This window comes from Bacillus sp. FSL R5-0447 (assembly GCF_038606125.1).
GTDB classification, from domain to species: Bacteria; Bacillota; Bacilli; order Bacillales; family Bacillaceae; genus Bacillus; species Bacillus velezensis.
The window spans coordinates 2,347,376-2,365,583 of the sequence record NZ_CP152012.1 but is presented as its reverse complement, the minus strand read 5'-3'; the positions used below and the strand labels follow the sequence as shown (position 1 = coordinate 2,365,583).

General features: G+C 39.4%; 23 protein-coding genes and 2 pseudogenes. 13 read left to right on the top strand and 12 right to left on the bottom strand.

Annotation, left to right across the window (positions count from 1 at the left end; genetic code table 11):
• Positions 1 to 65 precede the first annotated feature (65 nt).
• The 3 genes from NYE68_RS11750 to NYE68_RS11740 form a co-directional block, all read right to left on the bottom strand.
• Positions 66 to 995, bottom strand: coding sequence for a hypothetical protein (locus tag NYE68_RS11750; protein WP_324636845.1), 930 nt, complete (start codon positions 993 to 995; stop codon positions 66 to 68).
• A gap of 523 nt (positions 996 to 1,518) precedes the next feature.
• Entirely contained in the window at positions 1,519 to 1,641 is a 123-nt protein-coding gene (gene phrK, locus NYE68_RS11745; RefSeq protein WP_016936664.1) for a phosphatase RapK inhibitor PhrK, read from the bottom strand.
• Entirely contained in the window at positions 1,638 to 2,753 is a 1,116-nt protein-coding gene (locus NYE68_RS11740) for a Rap family tetratricopeptide repeat protein (RefSeq protein ID WP_225046423.1), read from the bottom strand. Before NYE68_RS11740 ends, phrK begins: the two co-directional genes overlap by 4 nt.
• A gap of 379 nt (positions 2,754 to 3,132) precedes the next feature.
• On the opposite strand from NYE68_RS11740, the gene NYE68_RS11735 reads away from it, so the two are divergent.
• Positions 3,133 to 3,585, top strand: coding sequence for a hypothetical protein (locus NYE68_RS11735; RefSeq protein WP_060675231.1), 453 nt, complete (start codon positions 3,133 to 3,135; stop codon positions 3,583 to 3,585).
• Positions 3,586 to 3,818: 233 nt separating this feature from the next.
• Here NYE68_RS11735 and NYE68_RS11730 read toward each other — a convergent pair whose 3' ends face one another.
• Complete coding sequence (locus NYE68_RS11730) at positions 3,819 to 4,193, bottom strand: YoqO family protein (protein ID WP_063094986.1); 375 nt, start codon at positions 4,191 to 4,193, stop codon at positions 3,819 to 3,821.
• 341 nt (positions 4,194 to 4,534) lie between these two features.
• Between NYE68_RS11730 and NYE68_RS11725 the strand changes: the two genes are divergently transcribed.
• Together NYE68_RS11725 and NYE68_RS11720 are read left to right on the top strand one after the other, a co-directional pair.
• The gene (locus NYE68_RS11725) at positions 4,535 to 4,720 is read left to right on the top strand and encodes a hypothetical protein (RefSeq protein ID WP_132105000.1); all 186 of its coding nucleotides are present in this window, start codon (positions 4,535 to 4,537) and stop codon (positions 4,718 to 4,720) included.
• A 26-nt stretch (positions 4,721 to 4,746) separates the two neighbouring features.
• Complete coding sequence (locus tag NYE68_RS11720; protein ID WP_324636848.1) at positions 4,747 to 5,052, top strand: hypothetical protein; 306 nt, start codon at positions 4,747 to 4,749, stop codon at positions 5,050 to 5,052.
• A 190-nt stretch (positions 5,053 to 5,242) separates the two neighbouring features.
• On the opposite strand, the gene NYE68_RS11715 is transcribed toward NYE68_RS11720, so the two are convergent.
• From NYE68_RS11715 to NYE68_RS11695, 5 genes and pseudogenes are all read right to left on the bottom strand, one after another.
• Positions 5,243 to 5,707, bottom strand: coding sequence for a hypothetical protein (locus NYE68_RS11715; RefSeq protein WP_218791232.1), 465 nt, complete (start codon positions 5,705 to 5,707; stop codon positions 5,243 to 5,245).
• A gap of 314 nt (positions 5,708 to 6,021) precedes the next feature.
• Positions 6,022 to 6,185, bottom strand: a pseudogene (locus NYE68_RS11710) (hypothetical protein); the annotation flags it as partial.
• Between the two features lie 167 nt (positions 6,186 to 6,352).
• Positions 6,353 to 6,874, bottom strand: a complete 522-nt coding sequence (locus tag NYE68_RS11705) for a hypothetical protein (protein WP_021493934.1) — start codon at positions 6,872 to 6,874, stop codon at positions 6,353 to 6,355.
• Between the two features lie 74 nt (positions 6,875 to 6,948).
• Positions 6,949 to 7,377, bottom strand: coding sequence for a hypothetical protein (locus NYE68_RS11700; RefSeq protein ID WP_033574684.1), 429 nt, complete (start codon positions 7,375 to 7,377; stop codon positions 6,949 to 6,951).
• An 848-nt stretch (positions 7,378 to 8,225) separates the two neighbouring features.
• Positions 8,226 to 8,459 (bottom strand): hypothetical protein, encoded by a 234-nt coding sequence (locus NYE68_RS11695; RefSeq protein WP_268556834.1) that lies wholly within the window; start codon positions 8,457 to 8,459, stop codon positions 8,226 to 8,228.
• 459 nt (positions 8,460 to 8,918) lie between these two features.
• Here NYE68_RS11695 and NYE68_RS11690 point away from each other — a divergent pair, with 459 nt between their 5' ends.
• The 3 genes and pseudogenes from NYE68_RS11690 (at position 8,919) to sprB (ending at position 9,792) form a co-directional block, all read left to right on the top strand.
• Positions 8,919 to 9,263, top strand: a complete 345-nt coding sequence (locus tag NYE68_RS11690; RefSeq protein ID WP_223255331.1) for a DUF3221 domain-containing protein — start codon at positions 8,919 to 8,921, stop codon at positions 9,261 to 9,263.
• Between the two features lie 278 nt (positions 9,264 to 9,541).
• A pseudogene (locus NYE68_RS11685) lies at positions 9,542 to 9,613 on the top strand (hypothetical protein); the annotation flags it as partial.
• A 2-nt stretch (positions 9,614 to 9,615) separates the two neighbouring features.
• Positions 9,616 to 9,792 (top strand): recombination directionality factor SprB, encoded by a 177-nt coding sequence (gene sprB / locus NYE68_RS11680; protein WP_015417661.1) that lies wholly within the window; start codon positions 9,616 to 9,618, stop codon positions 9,790 to 9,792.
• A gap of 33 nt (positions 9,793 to 9,825) precedes the next feature.
• Here sprB and NYE68_RS11675 read toward each other — a convergent pair whose 3' ends face one another.
• On the bottom strand, positions 9,826 to 10,251 hold the full coding sequence (locus NYE68_RS11675) for an SDR family NAD(P)-dependent oxidoreductase (RefSeq protein WP_003153663.1): 426 nt from the start codon (positions 10,249 to 10,251) through the stop codon (positions 9,826 to 9,828).
• Between the two features lie 315 nt (positions 10,252 to 10,566).
• Between NYE68_RS11675 and phyC the strand changes: the two genes are divergently transcribed.
• On the top strand, positions 10,567 to 11,718 hold the full coding sequence (gene phyC, locus NYE68_RS11670; protein ID WP_094031784.1) for a 3-phytase: 1,152 nt from the start codon (positions 10,567 to 10,569) through the stop codon (positions 11,716 to 11,718).
• A 49-nt stretch (positions 11,719 to 11,767) separates the two neighbouring features.
• On the opposite strand, the gene NYE68_RS11665 is transcribed toward phyC, so the two are convergent.
• Entirely contained in the window at positions 11,768 to 12,724 is a 957-nt protein-coding gene (locus NYE68_RS11665) for a DUF3880 domain-containing protein (protein WP_324636856.1), read from the bottom strand.
• A 6-nt stretch (positions 12,725 to 12,730) separates the two neighbouring features.
• Complete coding sequence (locus NYE68_RS11660) at positions 12,731 to 13,162, bottom strand: hypothetical protein (protein ID WP_033574682.1); 432 nt, start codon at positions 13,160 to 13,162, stop codon at positions 12,731 to 12,733.
• A gap of 210 nt (positions 13,163 to 13,372) precedes the next feature.
• On the opposite strand from NYE68_RS11660, the gene cgeC reads away from it, so the two are divergent.
• From cgeC to NYE68_RS11630, 6 genes are all read left to right on the top strand, one after another.
• Positions 13,373 to 13,672, top strand: coding sequence for a spore maturation protein CgeC (cgeC, locus tag NYE68_RS11655; protein WP_012117782.1), 300 nt, complete (start codon positions 13,373 to 13,375; stop codon positions 13,670 to 13,672).
• A gap of 64 nt (positions 13,673 to 13,736) precedes the next feature.
• Positions 13,737 to 15,008 carry a glycosyltransferase family 2 protein gene (locus tag NYE68_RS11650; protein ID WP_324636860.1) on the top strand — a complete coding sequence of 424 codons (1,272 nt, stop codon included), beginning with the start codon at positions 13,737 to 13,739 and terminating at the stop codon, positions 15,006 to 15,008.
• A gap of 38 nt (positions 15,009 to 15,046) precedes the next feature.
• On the top strand, positions 15,047 to 15,826 hold the full coding sequence (locus NYE68_RS11645) for a GNAT family N-acetyltransferase (RefSeq protein ID WP_015240038.1): 780 nt from the start codon (positions 15,047 to 15,049) through the stop codon (positions 15,824 to 15,826).
• A gap of 78 nt (positions 15,827 to 15,904) precedes the next feature.
• On the top strand, positions 15,905 to 16,045 hold the full coding sequence (locus NYE68_RS11640) for a YjcZ family sporulation protein (RefSeq protein ID WP_007612029.1): 141 nt from the start codon (positions 15,905 to 15,907) through the stop codon (positions 16,043 to 16,045).
• A gap of 137 nt (positions 16,046 to 16,182) precedes the next feature.
• Positions 16,183 to 16,629, top strand: a complete 447-nt coding sequence (locus NYE68_RS11635) for a GyrI-like domain-containing protein (protein ID WP_039255090.1) — start codon at positions 16,183 to 16,185, stop codon at positions 16,627 to 16,629.
• A gap of 247 nt (positions 16,630 to 16,876) precedes the next feature.
• On the top strand, positions 16,877 to 18,208 hold the full coding sequence (locus NYE68_RS11630) for an aspartate aminotransferase family protein (protein WP_015417655.1): 1,332 nt from the start codon (positions 16,877 to 16,879) through the stop codon (positions 18,206 to 18,208).

The following is an 18,208-nucleotide window of genomic DNA, read 5'->3' as shown; positions in this document are numbered from 1 at the left end:
ATTTCGGATAACAACGATCCGTTTTCAAACTTGAAGGTGTTTTTTGTTTGTCTCATCTTATGGGGTCAGTTCCAGCCACCAATGCCTTTTTTGTTTTCCTCTTGTGAAATCACATAAAGTTTTTGATCTTTAAACTTTGCATTCATATACGGAAATTTTAAATCGAATTTTTCAAAAGAAAAATCTTTATCGTACTCAAGTAAGCAGGCGTATCCGGATTTGTTAATATATGTAACGTAAAATTTACCGCTTTTTTTGTCGTAATACACAGCGTCCGCTTGTTCGATATCATCAGGATATTTTATGAATTTTGATTTCCATGATCCTTTTTCGATTACAGTTAGTTCATGTTCTGAGCTAGCCACAACATATTTTTCAGAGTGATCAAATACATCTCCATAGGAAGCTAATCCAATCGTTTTAATAATCTCTTCTGTTTTTCTATCAATGACGTACAAAGACATTCCTTGAATGACGTAAATATACTTATCATCGCTTTCTCCCATGGTTACTAGGGAGGGCAAAGTCAGGCTATATTTTTTATTGAACTTTTTATCATTTACTTTCAGTTCATTTCCATTGGTGTCGACATTATAGGCTTTTACAGAAATATCTTCTCCTTGATACCAAAAAGCAAATGGATTGGATAATTTATGTTCTTTAATGGTGTTGTTTTTTAATGTGTAATAATATGGTTCATGTTCAGCTAACAAGACGATATCGTCTGAAGAGGGGGTTTTTTTCTGGATATATGGTATATCCGGTACCTTAAAGTATCGTTTATTGAATTTTTCTCCTTGTGATGTGGATATGAGTACGCTTTTCTTGATGAGTGGATTTGAATAGATAAAAAAGATTTTATCCTCGGTTGGATTAATTTTAGAAGTACTTACAGAGTGTTCACCTTTATTTATAAAGAATGCATTGATCAACAATATAACTATTGCACTAATTAGAACTCCTGAAATCCCATATAAAACATAAGACTTTTTCATATAATGCTCCTTATCTTTTATATAAAATAAAAAGACACTTGCAGAATAAATCTGCAAGTAAAATGATTAGTAGCTAACAGTTTTTGATGAACGATCAATATCTGGAGATGTGACAAGTGCGCCTCCATTACTGTCTAGGTCCGTTCCTTTTGAATTTTTGTATGATTGCCACACAAGTTTAGAGCAATACTATTTATTTGTACTTTTTTGGTTGCAGCAACTGAATAAGGCTTATCTGTTTTACTACTAGCATATGTCTGAGCCTTTACCTTATCATAGATATCTGCGCCCTTATGCTTTTGAATCGCTTACTCCAGTTGTTCTGATAATTCCTTACCCTTTTCCAGCCCATGCTTCCATAATTTTGTTATGGAGGGGATAAGAAATAAATACGGATCAAAAGCGATCTTACGAGCTGTTTCTTATACACCTGGAGGCACAGCTTTGCATAGAGCAGGTTTGACAGGTGATCACAAATCATAAAATAAAAAGCCCACTCATATGAGTAGGGCTAAATTAATTTTTAACCTCCGACTGGCCTTTCAGCTACCTGGATGTTAGATGGTGAATCTGTACTCAATTGCGTTAAAGCTACCCCACTTAAAATTACAGTTAAAATAGATACGCAAAGCACAATTTTTTTCATAAGATTCCCTCCACCTGATTCATTTTCTGTTCAGCCCAAATTTTTTCATTGAAAAAGCTTGTTGCTTCTTCAAAAGCACCTATTGATTCAAACCTTTTTGCAGCTATGTAGGACAATTCATCTACACTTTCAAGGTCATTTTGTTGTTTTAAAAACTCAATATAACGGATGCAATTATTGAAGTTGTTTTTTAATTCACCGCAATATAGGTTGTATAGGATGCTAATTTTGGCTTCGTATATCTTATTCTCCATTAATATGAGTCTTTCCTGTGCTTTATTGTAAAAATTAATGGCTTTCATTTTTTCGTCAATTTTAAATAGTTCCTTAATCATCATGAATAAAGAATTTATATAATGATTTGAATTCATCCAAGATTCATTTCCAATAGCTTTTTCGAGAGATTTAATGCACTTATCAGGTTTGTCCCAATCAGAATACACGATACTAAGGTTGTGATATAACTGAGCTTCCAAATATTCATCCTTTGTTTCTTGTGCAATGTCTATTGCTTCTAAATAATATGTTTCTGACTCTTCAAACCGTTTCATATCGGAATAGTTTGCAGCAGCAATCATTGTTGAAGTTGCCAGTTTGCATTTATAATCAGGGTGTCGCTTATATATTGCAATTGCATTCTTGATGTAGTGTTGTGCCACAATGCTTTGTTTAACAAGAGTGTATAAGTAGGAGACCTTGGAGTAGAATTCAGCTGCTTCAATTTCATCCGGAATTTCTGCAAGCTTTTTCTCCGCTAATCCATATAAGTTAATTGCTCGATCATAATTTTTGTTGTATGCCTCGTACATTGCTTCGAATAAATAAAAGTTATATTCCAATTTATCGTTCGTTCTTTTTATGAAATTTTCATTCTCTTCAGTGAAATAAGTGTGCTTTTGTAAAGGCTCTCCGCGTGAAGAGTGTAGCAACATTTTGTGTCTTTCTTCTAATAAACTGTAATATGCAAGAACTTCTTGATCCTCTTCCATATCATCGAACAGGCTTTTAATCTCTGAGTAATATTTTATTGACTCATGTACCTTTTGTTTCTTTATAGCAATGTACCAATCATTCAGTGTAGTAGCAACAACTTCTGAAGCGATCTTGCTCATCCAAACCCCTCTTTCTGAAAATTTCAAAAACCCTTTGGGAATAATCATAACATAGTCATTGAAAAAATTGTAAAAGGATGTAGAGATTTTGGGATTTTCTAATTTGAAAAAACGAAAAAAAATATCCTCCTCGTTAGAGAAGGGTACGTGATCAGTTTGCTGTTGCTTTTAGTGAGGCAAGCCATTCATCTAATGTTCCTGAGAAACCTTGTAGAACGGCTAATTCATATGCTGATTTTCCATCTTTACCAGCAGCGCAAGTAGCTCTTTTAGCTCCAGTACTGCCTTTTTCACCTTTTAATGAAGCTAACCATTCAAAAGTGATGAATATTCAAGGCGGGAGTAAGGGAAATTAACAAAAAAATGTGAGGGAATGTAGATGAAACGATTTATCTTGGTTATACCGTTATTGGCTGCTGTTATTGCCTCTCCAACTCAAATGAAAGCAAGTCCAATGCCTTGTAGTGCAGTACTCGAACCGGTAAATCAAAAACTGAAAAATGCGAAGGGTGCGGCACTAATCTATAAAGTGCAGTTATACCCGCCAAGTGCTGCAAGAACGAATATGAGTATTCTTGCTGTCCACCTTCCTCAGCCATCTTCTTATGGAAGCTACGACGGTTATGAAGGATTTGCCGCCAAAACAGGGGAGATCAGTTGGCGATTTAAACTATATCCGACTCCCGAGGAAGAGAGCCCTAATTGGGCTGGAAGGATTGATTCCATATCGGCTGAAATGACAAATGTTAAAGTGCAAGTACGCCTTTCAAATTCTAAGACGCAAAAGTTGGGGCCAAGTGTATTAACAAACAATATTCAATCTTGCTATTAGAAATGTAGAGTTCTTATCAAAGAGAGCAATGCGACTGGATCTTTTGTAAAGTGTCAAAAAGGTAATTGATCAAGAAATTCTGGTGAAAAATGAAAAAGAGTCCATTAAGGTGGAATGTCTGGAGTCAATTCATCATTTGACAGAAGAGAGCCGGCAAAAGTCGATATTGCGTTTGATTTTGTACATAGAAAGACGGCATAAAAAGAAATGGTTAGCTAAAAAAAGGCAAAGAGTCAACGCTCTTTACCATCAGGTGTTTTCCTTAAACAGTCTGCAATATGCTTAATTAAACTCAGCGCAGCAGTCACTAATCCAATAACTAAAACAATTTCAAGTAAGAGGATAAATCCAAAATTTAAACCGCGACTTTCAAAGTAATCACTGGTAAAAAAGAGGAATTGATAAATTCCAAGCATTAGCACAATAAAGGAAGCGCCTATAATCGCCAGAGACTTTTTAGAGAACTCCTTAGTATGGTTAAAATTATAAACCAATAAGAACAAAAATAGACAAGCCATGGCGATCTTATGAGTCAATGAATCACTTGCTGAGAACCCTTGCACAAGTAAGGAGATAATTAATCCGGTCATTCCGATTATTTTGTTCAATATATCACCTGCTTTGTATAAGTATGACCTTAGATGTCAGCTTACCAATTAAAGGTGATATTCTCAACATAATGCAGTTTAAAGTTAACTTAAAAATGTGATTATTTTAAGAAAGGGGTTGAAATATGCTCGGTTGTCAAAAAGGGGAGCAAGTAAGGTCTTTGAGAATGGAGAAATGGGAATTATATTGTGGACGACAAATCGAGGTTCTGTAGGTGTTGAATGGGACTCTGGTGAATATGGTGAATACAATGATAATGTCGATGAGCTATTAATGTTAGCAGATTAATATGTTTTCCGAAAGTTAAACGAAAGCAGTTCATTAAAGGAAGGGTTAGACAATGATTAAAATAACGTTATTCCAAGATGAATATTGCAATGGTGAATGGGTTGAAATTGATAGGCTATTAAATGGTTTCATAAGAGCAGAGTCAATTAATATTGAAGTGATTGATATCAAATACAATTCATTAAATACTGTGCGAACTCATAATACAGCTCTGCGTATATATAGAGAAAGGACTTAAGATCACTAGGACGTGAAGATGAAATCGTGATTTTAAACGGAGTAAGAGGAAGAAATGAAACCTATGTAGCAACCAGGGAAACTGAGTACTTTACCAATGAATCAATTAAAGAGGTGCATTATGCTGGTGACAATAAAGAAGCTGCCTTTAGCAAAATTGATGGCACTTCAGGCAACAGGCTAATTTTAGATGTTTGTTTTGATGGCTTGAGGATTAAATCTTTTATCAGAATTCATAATGGTGATTGGCGAGTAGCTTTTGATAAATTGGGCAGCACAAAGAAAGAGGTTGAAGACTACAATGCCAAACTAATTGCGGCACAATTTCTTTGAAATGTTGGAGAGAGCTGAACAAGTCTAGATAAAAGAAGAAGGATTTTATCACTGGCTTGTTTTTTGTGTAGGAGCCTTGAATCTTCGATTGTATTATCAATATATCATATTTTTACAAATAATCCATTTCTGTCTTACGATAGTTTTTAATGAATACAAAAAGCCCCACGAATGGAGCTTAAATTACGTTTTATTGAACATAGCCAGAAAAGTCGCTCGGAGCAGAGAAAGATAGATAGTAAAGCGCATTGGCATCTAGATTTTTTATTGTTCCTGTAGCTGTACCGTTAGCATTTACAGTTAGTGTTTCAGTAGCAAAAATCCAGTCGGAATCATTCCAAACTTTCACAGTTAGTTTAGTTCCAATATTGTTTGTAATTGAATAGCTTATCGAAGATTTTCCTTGAAAATAACTGTTTGAATATAATGTATTGCCAGTTGCTTGTCCAGCGAATGTCAATTTGTTTTTCGTAAGATTTACAATGCTATTTGAATTAGGAGGGTTAAGACCAAAAGCTTTAAATTCACCTTCGGCAGAGCTAGTATGCTTAGTTGAAAACCTAGAATTGTCGGTCTCAGCAGATGCGGCAGTGGCAAAGCTCAGAGAAAGAATGGCCACCATGGTGCAAACAATAAAACTAAACAACTTTTTCAAATTAAACACTCCTTTATTTGTAAATTCAAGTAAATAATAACACATAATTTTAGGAGGTCAATAGGTTTATTCAAACTGGAATGAATCTGTCACAAAATATGAAGAGCATTTTGGTCAAGGATAACTTATTGTATTATGTACTAAATTTTCAGTTCATTTTAAGGGGCTAAGCATTAAGGAGTTATGTAACGGAGAGATTATACTCTCCAAGATTCAAAGGAATGTATGCGGAGTTTACCATGTAGTCTTAAATCTATAATCACTTTCAGCCAGCTATAAGAATGTTTATTAATCTCATGGGGGCTTTTTTAATACGATTCCTTCAAGATGCTTTTCTTTGACAGATTAAAGTAAGCTAGCGTCCCATTACAGTCTCAAAGTCAGGAACACCACCTTGGGCTGCAAAAACAACAGTACCATTGAGCATATCAAGATTCGAGAGTTCTGGGAACTTGCTTGTTACTTTATTGTTGTGACGAAGTATAAAGCATGAAGGTTCAGTGTGAGCTTTAGGAGCTGAATTTCTTAGAGAAAGCACTGTATGAAGAGGGATTTTAATTAAATAAAGCAGACATTAAGCCTGCTTTATCTTTTTGAACATTATTCCTTTTTTATATGCATTATGTTCTCACCAGATGCCCGTCCTTAAGATTTTAAATTCTGGGCACGATCAGACTTTTTAGGGAAAATACATTCTAACAAAAGAAAAAATAAAGTTAATCCTAATGATAATTTAAAATTGTCGCTGTTCCCAATTGAACATAAGATACCCACTATATAAATGAATAAAAACCTAAACAATGAGGCAAATATAAACTTGAAGAAGTTATCCCCAATGAGATGCCTTCCAACAGCCACAAAAATATTATCAAAAGTAAAAGAATAAACAACCATACACACACTTGTTATAACAATCTGTTTAAATTCTATTTCTAATTCAAAGAAGCTTACAAGCACATTTGCTGATCCTGTTGCAAATAAGATTATCACCATTATGACTGCAGTAGGAATGAGTGATAAAACCAAAGCTCCTATTACTGTAGATAATAAAAATTTTTCATTTGTGTTTTTTTCTGCAGCTTCTTTCTTTTCTCCTCTGTACATAAAAATAAAAAAGACGATGAGAGATAAAAGATAAATTGATAACGTCATAACAAGCAGATTCATGGTGATCTCTCCTTACCTAATTAAAACAAAAGAGTGAAGGTTGTAAGCCTCACTCTCTTGTTTTTAATGTATAGTTATACCAAAAAGAACACAACAACCTTCGCAATTAACTGTGCATCAGCTAATGGAATTCCGGCTTTCACTAAGGCCACAGTAACAGCTGTTTCTCCGAAATTTGTAAGTTCATCTATAACGTCCGCCGCTTTGTGTCCCCACTTAGAACAAGCATCACCAGCTTTTTGAGCCCATTTATATGGGATCTTTTTAATAAGGTTTCCTAAAGCGGGACCGCCAACCCTAAGTGCTTTTACTAATATTTGTTTAGCGAAAGGAATGCCCTGTGTATGTACTTCAGAATTTGAAGCTAAAGGAGCCTGTACGCTATTTTGAACTACAGGTGCTTTTTTACTTTCTGCTGCACTTGCATAGCCAGGAGAAACAACTGATATAGTCAGCACAGCCAACGTGAACACCATGATAAATGAAATAGGTTTTTTCTTCATTTCTTCATCATCCTTAAATAACCATTAATTTAATATATTTACAACCATATTGGATATTTGTAATAAAATCAGTATATTACCTGAAAATTTTCAGTTATAAAAGAAGGAACAAGAATTTTAAAAACATACTTTTGTTATTATACGAGACACAACTTTTTTAAAAAAGAACCGAAAGTCTCACTGGGGATGCCCATTTTATGCCGTGGAGAAGATTCAATAAAACTGTAATTTTAACAAAAACAAATATTTTCAGGGTAACGTCTGAGTGTTAAAACACTCAGAGGGGGGAATTAGGTTTGAGAAACACCATTGGCAAGATTGGAATTTTACTGGAGTGGTTTGCTTTATGATTTTGGGCAGGAGTTAATGCGAAAGAGCTAACTCAGACTAGGAATGATACTGAAAGCAACATCTACCTTTAATCAATCAGTCAATATACTTAACTTAAAACCGCCTCAAATATTAAGACCCTAAGTTACTCGACAACTGCAGATGATTGGGAGGATGCCGGAACTACATACGGGATACCAAATTTGAAAAGTACTCAACGGCCGCTGTCGTTCAAACATAGGATTTGCTTTTAAATTTGCCTACAGGGGGTTGGTCATCTTATTTAGCTGGATTAGCTAATATGATCATTCTAGGTGAATGTAAATTGTTTACTTTAAGGATAGTCAGGAATTTAAGATGGCAGGGGCAACTTTAATGACAAAACACCTTGTAACGATTGATGAAGATAAGGATCGAAAGAAAAAATCGGGAGTGACAGCTTTATCATCTCAGACAAAGGCGGCCCAAAAGTTGCTGCAATGTGATAAAAAATAATCCTGCCTTAGGTGGGAGGATTATTACATGCTGTTTATTAAGCTGTAAACAAACGCAACAATAAATAGTGGATAAGAGATAATAGCAATTAGTTTTGAAGATTTGCTCTTTTTTTCAAATGTGTATATTAGTGCAAATCCTAAAAAGAATATTGTGACAAACCAAGAAGAATAGGACGGGTACAATGCAATAAGTAAGACAATAAGAGTGGATAACGCAAAAGAAGAGTTTAGTGTTATTTTCTGATCGTTACTCAAATAAACCGCCTCCTTACACATATTCCCCCCATATAAAAACACTTAAACATTATATTAAGTCAGCATGATTAAATGATAAACATTTTAAGTCAAGAACAAGATAAAGCAATCCGGCATTTCAAGGACAAGCTGAACATGTCTGAAAAACTGTACATACCCTTAGTTAATGTAAACTGCTTAGAGATAAGCAAAATGATTAAGCGGAGGAGCTGTATAGACTTATAAGACCTTATATAAACATTAGATCGCTTAAAGAAGGTGATGTGGTTGATCAGCCAATTGAATATTTCATGATGCAATTGTACGGTTCTATAATGGTGAAGACCTCGCCGTGTTCCATTTGTCTAGGGGGAATTGGTTTAAATTCATAAACATGAGGCGTTTTAGTCTGTCATTTCCTAAAACAGTGTTTTATTCTTGTTACAAATATGCAAGAAGGGCGGTTTGAACTTGTATAAAGTGTTTATAATGCTGTTAATTTTGTTATGTATAACATTAGGGTGTCAAAACCAACATAACAAACATTTTATGGAGGCTGAGCAAACTATGGTCGGCTATGTCATCTTAAAAAGAGAGAATCAAGCAATTCTCATACCTAATGAGAAAGCTGATGTTAAAGACTATAAAAATCTTAGTGAAAAAGAAATTATTGAGAAGTATAGATCGGATATAGTTATACTGGGACTTAGTCAACTTAACAATAAAGATGACTTGAGCAAAGGACAAAAAATACGTATTTGGTATAAAAAATTAAATGAATCTTCACCTCCAAAAACAAACATCTCAAAGTTTGAAAGTATTTAGTACATATTCTGTAATTCCTAGGAATACCGCTGAAAAAACTGAAGCGGCATATTGAACAGAAATAATGTCTTCAAACCTTACCTCATTCGCGGTGGCTTAATCCTGCCCCAAGATTTATTTGACGATTGTTGAATCAGGTGCAGAGAAGGCACATGCCAAGAACACATTTTTGAATTACTGGGCACCTTGAATAAAACAGCATTCCCGTATTCATATGCGAAGAGATCGGTCTGAACGCTGGATAAGTTAACCGTACATTTGAACAAGCTTGCGAGGTTTTGATAAAGAAAGAACAGTCAAGAGACGAACCATTACATACATATAATACTCCTGTGAAAGCGGGGGTGTAGTTTTGGAACCTTACCAACGTTATGAGGAATTGAAGAAGAAAACAATAAAGGTTGTCCATAAAGATAATTACAGTATCCGCTATATAGAACAGGATGAAGCCAGTGATGACTTAGATGAATTTTATAAACAATTTGCTCAACATTTATTGGAAGCTGCTTTGGAAAGAACTGCAGAGTAAGCTTCTTTTTTTAATTGGTTAGTAGTAAGTATCTTAATAAACGGCTTTATCGGTACTGATATTAATCACATGCGTCACCTCTTGCAGCAAAGCGGCTTCTGCGACATTTTGTCCGCCGATAAGGTTGGTTTGAATGGCTTCAAAGGGATTATCCTCACATGTCGGAACCTGCTTCAGCGCAGCTGTGTGAAAGACAATATCAACACCTTTCATCACTTGGTTGACTCTTCTGTAGTCACGAACATCGCCGAGCACAAATGACAGTCTTTGTTCATCCGCGTATTTTTGTTTCATCACATATTGTTTGCTGTCATCTTTGCTGAACACAATGACTTCTTTAGGGGTTAAGAGCAAAAGGCGTTTTACTATTTGGCTTCCGATTGATCCTGTCCCGCCTGTGACGAGAACAGTTTTATCGTGAAAAAACGGTTGTAGCTCTACTGCTTGCTGTTTAGGCATGGCTTATCCTCCAACTCTCGTTTCTCTACCATGCATCATATGTTGAACAATTTCAGCGAGTTAATGAAAGAAACCAATAAATCAAAAATTAGAGAAAAACATTAATCTGATGCGCTTTTATATCGCTTTACCTGGTTAATAGAATAGAAATCACAAATAAAACATTGTACTAAATGTTCATTTTAAATATTTGCTCATGTCAATTCTTTCTCTTCATAAATTCTCACATGCGGACAATCTTCACAAAAACTTAACACTGAACTTCCTGTATGTATTTTACAATTAAAGTGCACGTTCATAAAAGGAGGAAGGAAAATGAATCATTCAAAAACACTTTTGTTAACCGCGGCAGCCGGATTGATGCTCACATGCGGTGCGGTTTCTTCCCAGGCCAAGCATAAGCTGTCTGATCCTTATCATTTTACCGTAAATGCGGCGGCGGAAACGGAGCCGGTTGATACAGCCGGTGATGCAGCTGATGATCCTGCGATTTGGCTGGATCCCAAGAATCCTCAGAACAGCAAATTGATCACAACCAATAAAAAATCAGGATTAGTCGTGTACAGCCTAGAGGGAAAGATGCTTCATTCCTATCCTACCGGGAAGCTGAACAATGTTGATATCCGCTATGATTTTCCGTTGAACGGAAAAAAAGTTGATATTGCGGCGGCATCCAATCGGTCTGAAGGAAAGAATACCATTGAGATTTACGCCATCGACGGAAAAAACGGTACATTACAAAGCATTACGAACCCAGACCGCCCGATTGCGTCAGCAATTGATGAAGTATACGGTTTCAGCTTGTACCACAGTCAAAAAACAGGAAAATATTACGCGATGGTGACAGGGAAAGAAGGCGAATTTGAACAATACGAATTAAATGCTGATAAAAATGGATACATATCCGGCAAAAAGGTAAGGGCGTTTAAAATGAATTCTCAGACAGAAGGGATGGCAGCAGACGATGAATACGGCAGTCTTTATATCGCAGAAGAAGATGAGGCCATCTGGAAGTTCAGCGCTGAGCCGGACGGCGGCAGTAACGGAACGGTTATCGATCGTGCCGACGGCAGGCATTTAACCCCTGATATTGAAGGACTGACGATTTACTACGCTGCTGACGGGAAAGGTTATTTGCTTGCATCAAGCCAGGGTAACAGCAGCTACGCGATTTATGAAAGACAGGGACAGAACAAATATGTTGCGGACTTTCAGATAACAGACGGGCCTGAGACAGACGGCACAAGCGATACAGACGGCATTGACGTTCTGGGTTTCGGGCTGGGACCTGAATATCCGTTCGGCCTTTTTGTCGCACAGGACGGAGAAAATATAGATCACGGCCAAAAGGCCAATCAAAATTTTAAAATGGTGCCTTGGGAAAGAATCGCTGATAAAATCGGCTTTCACCCGCAGGTCAATAAACAGGTTGACCCGAGAAAACTGACTGACAGAAGCGGAAAATAAACATGAAAAAAGCAGCTTATCCAAGCTGCTTTTTGATGTGAAGAGCGTTTCATGAGAAAGTCTTGGAACGGATAGCCGCAAGCACAGCCGGAAGCTGGTCATACGTGTACGCCGGTACTGTCTCTTGATAATTAAGCGCCGCGATTTGTTCACGTTCACCCGGGTTTGTCATATAAAAATGGATTTTATCCGCAAAATCCGCAAGCCCGCTGTAAGAAACAAAGGATGAAAACGGGGGCGCGGGAGAAAGGTCTGTCAGCTGAAAGGCCTGACAAGCCGCAATGTCTAAGCTTCTCGTATTTAAACTGATATTTTCGATGCCGCGTCCGTTCTGATTGAGCGCAAACCGATAAGAACGGTGAGGGTTTAAGACCACGTCTGCGCTGTTGTAATATAATGCGGCACGTTCGGGTGCAATCCATTCATCCATTACGAGCACATTTTGCTGCCTGGCGATTTTTTTAGGCAGATGTCTGCGCCATCCCTTCCCGATGATACGAAGCGTATACGGAAGCTTCGCCGCTGCTTTCACCAGTTCAACGCGGTTCGGGTACGGGTATCCGATCAGAAGCAGATTTGTGTGAAGAGAAGCTTCAGCAGGTTGTTTCTTAAAAAGCCGCTGATTAACGGGGATCGGGACATAATATACGTGCTGTAAGCCCATTTGCCGGTAAGCATCAAGTGCGTTTTGTTCTATCGTTAAAACGGCATCGGCGAAAGGGGCGATTGTCATGCTCACATCGAAATAAAAAGGATCCTCCGTCATCCATAGATAAACGGGAATCTGTTCTGTCTTCAGCCATTGAAGCCATTCAGACGGAATACGGTCTCCCGTCATCATCAGGCTGATGTCTGGTTTGAATGCCCGTATACTGCGGATGGTATCTTCCTCAAACTCAGAAACAGAAAAAAAGCGGACGGAAGACTGTAAAAAGCCTTCCTCGATCCAGCGGTCAAAATACGTGTATATGCCTTTATATCCTGAACGGATATATAAAACGTTCATATGCTGTTACGAAGTGAACGTGACACTTTCAACTTTGTCGACGTCAAGCAATGTTGTAGCAGAGCCTGCCGGTGTAACGGAATTTTCCTGCGTAACAAAAACGATTCCGTGAATTTCGTCAAAGGCAACAAATTGAACCGGGCCGATCATGTCTCCTGAATCCATCACAATGCTGATGACAGTGCCGGGCTGAATTCTTGCAAAAATCCATCTCGCCGCTAATGAAATACCGCTTCCCAATACAGATTGTGCGCTGAGACTGTCTTTCACCGCTGCTTCATCTACTTTTGCATCAATTGCCGCTTCCAATAATTCTTTTACGCTGTTTTTCACGTTATCTCCTCCATCTGTACCGCTAGATAAAGCGCTGTTGTCAAATACAGGGGCTAAAAGAGTTTTCAATAAGTTCTTTTTAAGCTCCAAACGATCTTCGCTCATGCGGACATACACCTCCTTTAACAATTTCAACCTCACGTTTATTCATATTCCTGATTGAAGAGATTGGTATAAGTCGAATGCCGTTTTGCTTGTGTTTTTTTCAATATTTAATCAAACAGCTGAATTTTCGAATCAGGCTTTGTTTGCCTATGCGGTTTGTAAGAGTATGACATACGTTGTATAGATTAAAAAATGAAGGAGAGGAATACTTTGGATTCAGAAGAAACTGTAAAACACGGGGGTTTTGAGGAGGAATTTCAGCTCGTACTGCTTCTTCTTCTTTTGTTATCCCGTCAGCCGTCCGGAGATCATTCAGATTTGCGGCGTCAGCTTGTAATGGCAAAAGAGCTTGGGGTTCCTGTATCACGCGTCAATCTGATTAACGGCAGCACACTGCAAAACGTAATTGTCAAAGAAGTGCTGTCAGATTTGGCCGTTTTTCAAAATCCGCTCAATCATACGAGATCAAACGTCGCGATTTCAAGCATCGTCAGCTGGGGTGCTTTTTAATAACGGATATCAGGCTCTGTCTCTTTCGGAGCCGTTTTTTATGTTTTACAGAAGGGGTGATGGGATGGAAAAGAAGATCTCAATTATCTTAACGAGTTACAACAAACCGGATCTTGTGAAACAGGCGATTGAAAGTGTTTTGCATCAGACCTACAGCAATTGGGAGCTGTTTGTGATGGATGATCATTCAAATGAAGAAACCTCGGCTGCCATCAGTACGTATATAAAAGATCCTCGCATATATTATGACAACAGTTTTATCAATCCTGCCGAACGGCTGAAGTCGACCCGGTATGCCGTTTTGATTAATGATGCGCTTTCACGGGCTAAAGGCGAATACATCACTTATTTGACAGACGACACCGTATTTCATCCGGATAGGCTCAGCCGCATGGCGGAAGCGCTTAATCAATACAGCGAGTTTGATGCCGTCTATTCCAGCCAGAAGGTGATACATGTAAACGGGCGCGGAACAGAACAATTCCACTTCTATCGTTTTGCTGAAGAGGTGCTTGATCAGGCCGCTTTTCTCGTTGATCACTGTTCAGTGATGCACCGGAGATCATTGCTTGAGCGTGTGAAAGAGAAGTTCGGCAGCTTTTGGGACGAAGATGTTATGCATTGGAATCACGGAGACTCTGTTTTTTGGAGCAGGCTCAACACATTTACATCATTTCTGCCGATAAAAGAAGTGTTGGATACGACCTATAAAACACCCCACTCATTTCAGAACACGTATCAATCGCTTCCGTCTGTCCTGATCGACGGATCCTTTGTAAAGGGGACGGATCAGAAAGTATATCAGCTTGACCGAAATAAAAGGAAGCCTGTAAACGAGCGCTGGCATACGTTATATGAAGGCCGAACCGTCGTCATTCCGGATCCGTTTTTATTTCAATATGAGGAAGAGAACTCCGTCAGTATTCCGAATTTTCAGCTCGTCAGGGATCAGTTTCATGTTTATTTTATAGAAGACGGGGAGAAAAGACTGGTTGATCATAGCGCATTTCGCTTTTACCGATTTAAACGGCATGACATCCCGGCTTTAGAACGGGACGAAATACAAGCGCTTCCGGACGGTCCGCCGATCAGCCGGGGGACATCGGGGTGTATTCAACATCTGCCCGGGAGAATGCTGTTGCGCATTGAACGGGAATTTTATGTTTATTTGAGAGGGGTTCTCCATCCGATCAGTCATGACGTAGCGAAACGTTTTTTTGCGAATCAGAAGGCGATACCCATTTCCTTTCAGCAAATTAAACAATTACCAATTGGAATGCCGTTCTATCCGGTGTACGATGAAATTATGAGAAATCTCAATATAACAAAAGGTTGAGAGATGCAGTTGGATGTGTAAGGAAAAGGAGAGCTTTTATGACCGATCAATTTGATAAAACCGAGAAGCAGTATATAGAGCTTACTTCCGGCATTCAGAGGTTCGAGCATTTCAGTGTATATACGGACCCTTTTTTGCCGCAGATTTTTTCGCATAACTTTGTTCAGCTGCACCGTACATTTCCGTTAGACAAACTGCTGCCGTTTTTTTCGTCCGTTCCGGGCTTGCTTCAAGCCAATTATATTCATGTGAAAGCGGCTCCGGAGCACGCGTTTCCGCTTCTTCTGAAACAAAATCTCGTAAAGCAGGGCTGCGTAGTGGAAGATGAGCTGTTTTTTGCAAGGAAACTGGAAAATGGGGACCTGCAGGCGGGACACCCGCTCACTGCTTGGGGGACGGAAAAAAGCCTCGCCGACGGGTCGTCTATTATGAACATCTATGACGCCCTTTACATTGGCGAGGCGGCGGCCGAACAAAAGCTTGAGCGGAAATATCCTTTGTATAAGGACGGAACGGTCATGCTTGTTGTGTGCTACAGCGACGCCTCGCAAACGATTCCGATCGGCTGCGGAGAGCTTTTCATCAACAAAGCAGATAAAACCGCAAAAATAGAAGAAGTCGCAATTCTGGATCAATTCCAACGAAAAGGCTACGGATCGATATTGATGAATGAGCTGATGGCGGCGGCAAAGCTGAACGGCATGGAAACCGTATACCTTGTGACGTCCGGGATGGACGGTGTAAACCGCTTTTATGAAAAACTCGGCTTCAAAAGATTTCGGCGCGTGCATACAATTTTTCATTATTTTCTTACATAGTTGGGCATTCGCATAAACCAATTGGGAGTTGGCCCGCATACAATGCCGTATATCGTAAGAAGAAAGGATGATTTGCGTATGTACGGATATGGCTACGGTTGCGGCAGTTTTGGCTATGGTTACGGGCACGGCGGCTGCGGAGGCGGAACCAGCACTTTTGTGCTGATCGTGGTATTGTTTATTTTATTAATCATCGTCGGTGCGGCTTTTATTTGTTAGACTGAAAAAAATCCTATAATGAAAATCAGCCTGCAGAGAACATCACTTTCTGCAGGCTTTTTGTTATATCCATGCTGAAAAATCAGCTTGAAAAACATTTTAATACATATTACCTTTCTGGAGAAGGGGGCGAAAATGTGAACATAACGATTGAAGAATTACCTGAATCCAGAATTGCTTATTTCCGAAACGTCGGAGAGTATGGCGGAAAGCAAAACAAAGAACTGATGGAGTCATTTAAAAACTGGGCGCAATTGAATGGTCTGCTTGATCATTCTGTCATTTTAGCAATTCCGCAAGATCATCCGAATCGTACTCCTAAAGAGAAATGCCGCTATGATGTTTGTCTTGTTATCAATCAAGACCATGTGCCTGAACCAGCCCGGATCGGTACATTTTCCGGAGGGAAGTACGCTGTTTTCTTGCTTGATCATACAAAAGAGGCAGTCAGTGGATTTTGGAACACTGTTTTTTCTGAGATCGAAAAAAATAATTTATCAATCAGAGAACAGCCCATTATCGAAAGGTATACTTTACAAAAGGTGAATCATCATTTGTGTGAAATATTAATTCCCATACAGTAAAGAAGACGTGAATTTTCCGCCTTCTGCTTATACTGATTCAGATCAAAAATGATGTGATGATGAGCTGAGCAAAGAATAAAATCAACAATAGGAATAGAATTTCCAGAACGCTCTTCAGGCTGTCGGGACATTTCCGGCAGCCTGTTTTACAGAAAGGCATTTTCTGCAAAAAACTTTCTGAAGGATAAGAATGCGGTTATTCATCTGTTCATACAATGAAGCAAATGGGTTTTCGAGGTGGAAAGATATGGGGAGCTATTTAATCAAACCGGAGCTTGACGCAAATTATCCGTCAGTCAGTCATGGAAAGGGATCATATGTGTATGATCAGGAGGGGAACAAGTATCTTGACGGAGCATCGGGGGCGGTCACTTGCAATATCGGTCACGGCACGGAGGATATTATACAAGCTTTAAAAGAGCAGCTTGACTCTGTTTCGTTTGTGTATCGCTCGCAATTCACCAGTACTCCGGCAGAAGAACTCGCTTTATTTCTGGCGGATCATCTGCCGGGCGGGCTGAATTGGTCATTTTTTGTAAACAGCGGATCAGAGGCAGTCGAAACAGCGATGAAAATAGCCGTGCAATATTGGCAGGAAAAAGGGCAATACCAAAAATCCGTCTTTCTATCAAGATGGGGCAGTTACCACGGCATTACTTTGGGAGCGCTTTCATTATCGGGGTTTTACGAACGGAGATACCGCTTCACCCAGCTGATCGAACGGTTTCCTGCCGTTTCAGCGCCTAATATGTATCGTTCAGAGCTGCAGGGAGAGGAATTTGTGAAAGCTGCGGCGGCTGAACTGGAAACGGCTGTTCAACGGATCGGTTCCTCATTTATCGCGGGATTTGTCGCAGAACCGATTGTCGGAGCAGCCGGGGCGGCCATCACTCCGCCGGCAGGTTATTATGAAGCGCTTGAGGAGGTCTGCCGCCGGCACGGTATTTTGTTTATCGCGGATGAAGTCATGACGGGGCTCGGGAGAACAGGGCGGATGCTTGCTTCTGAGCATTGGGGGATCGCACCTGATATCGCGGTGCTCGGAAAAGGGTTAGGCGCCGGTTACGCTCCGATTGCGGCAGCCGTTGCTTCTGATGACATCATTGAAACGATCAAGCGGGGCTCCGGGGTCATTATGAGCGGACATACGTACAGTGCCAACCCATACTGTGCTAGAGCGGCGCTTGAAGTGCTTCGCTATGTTAAGAAACACGATCTGCTTCGGCAGTCAGAGGAGAAAGGCGTAATGCTGAAGCGGAAATTAGAAGAAATCAAAGAGCGCAGCGGGGTGATTGGGGATGTCCGCGGTAAAGGCCTCCTGATCGGGGTTGAATTCGTTAAGGATAAAACGACGAAGGACGTTTTTTCGAAAAAACAGGCCTTCACCGAAAAAATCATTAAAGCGGCAAAAAAACGGGGCCTGCTTATTTACCCTGCAAAGCCCGGTATTGACAGCGGAGAAGGAGACGCCGTCATCATCGCCCCGCCGTTCACGATTTCATATGCCGAGCTGGATGAGCTGTCAGATCTATTTTCACAGGCCGCAGAAGAAGTTGAAAAAATGATGAAGAAGGATTGA

Coding starts and splice junctions, on each gene's coding strand:
- NYE68_RS11750 (WP_324636845.1), bottom strand. CDS start 995: ATGAAAAAGTCTTATGTTTTATATGGGATTTCAGGAGTTCTAATTAGT.
- phrK (WP_016936664.1), bottom strand. CDS start 1,641: ATGAAAAAAATTGTGCTTTGCGTATCTATTTTAACTGTAATTTTAAGT.
- NYE68_RS11740 (WP_225046423.1), bottom strand. CDS start 2,753: ATGAGCAAGATCGCTTCAGAAGTTGTTGCTACTACACTGAATGATTGG.
- NYE68_RS11735 (WP_060675231.1), top strand. CDS start 3,133: ATGAAACGATTTATCTTGGTTATACCGTTATTGGCTGCTGTTATTGCC.
- NYE68_RS11725 (WP_132105000.1), top strand. CDS start 4,535: ATGATTAAAATAACGTTATTCCAAGATGAATATTGCAATGGTGAATGG.
- NYE68_RS11705 (WP_021493934.1), bottom strand. CDS start 6,874: ATGAATCTGCTTGTTATGACGTTATCAATTTATCTTTTATCTCTCATC.
- NYE68_RS11700 (WP_033574684.1), bottom strand. CDS start 7,377: ATGAAGAAAAAACCTATTTCATTTATCATGGTGTTCACGTTGGCTGTG.
- NYE68_RS11675 (WP_003153663.1), bottom strand. CDS start 10,251: ATGCCTAAACAGCAAGCAGTAGAGCTACAACCGTTTTTTCACGATAAA.
- phyC (WP_094031784.1), top strand. CDS start 10,567: ATGAATCATTCAAAAACACTTTTGTTAACCGCGGCAGCCGGATTGATG.
- NYE68_RS11665 (WP_324636856.1), bottom strand. CDS start 12,724: ATGAACGTTTTATATATCCGTTCAGGATATAAAGGCATATACACGTAT.
- NYE68_RS11660 (WP_033574682.1), bottom strand. CDS start 13,162: ATGAGCGAAGATCGTTTGGAGCTTAAAAAGAACTTATTGAAAACTCTT.
- NYE68_RS11650 (WP_324636860.1), top strand. CDS start 13,737: ATGGAAAAGAAGATCTCAATTATCTTAACGAGTTACAACAAACCGGAT.
- NYE68_RS11645 (WP_015240038.1), top strand. CDS start 15,047: ATGACCGATCAATTTGATAAAACCGAGAAGCAGTATATAGAGCTTACT.
- NYE68_RS11640 (WP_007612029.1), top strand. CDS start 15,905: ATGTACGGATATGGCTACGGTTGCGGCAGTTTTGGCTATGGTTACGGG.
- NYE68_RS11630 (WP_015417655.1), top strand. CDS start 16,877: ATGGGGAGCTATTTAATCAAACCGGAGCTTGACGCAAATTATCCGTCA.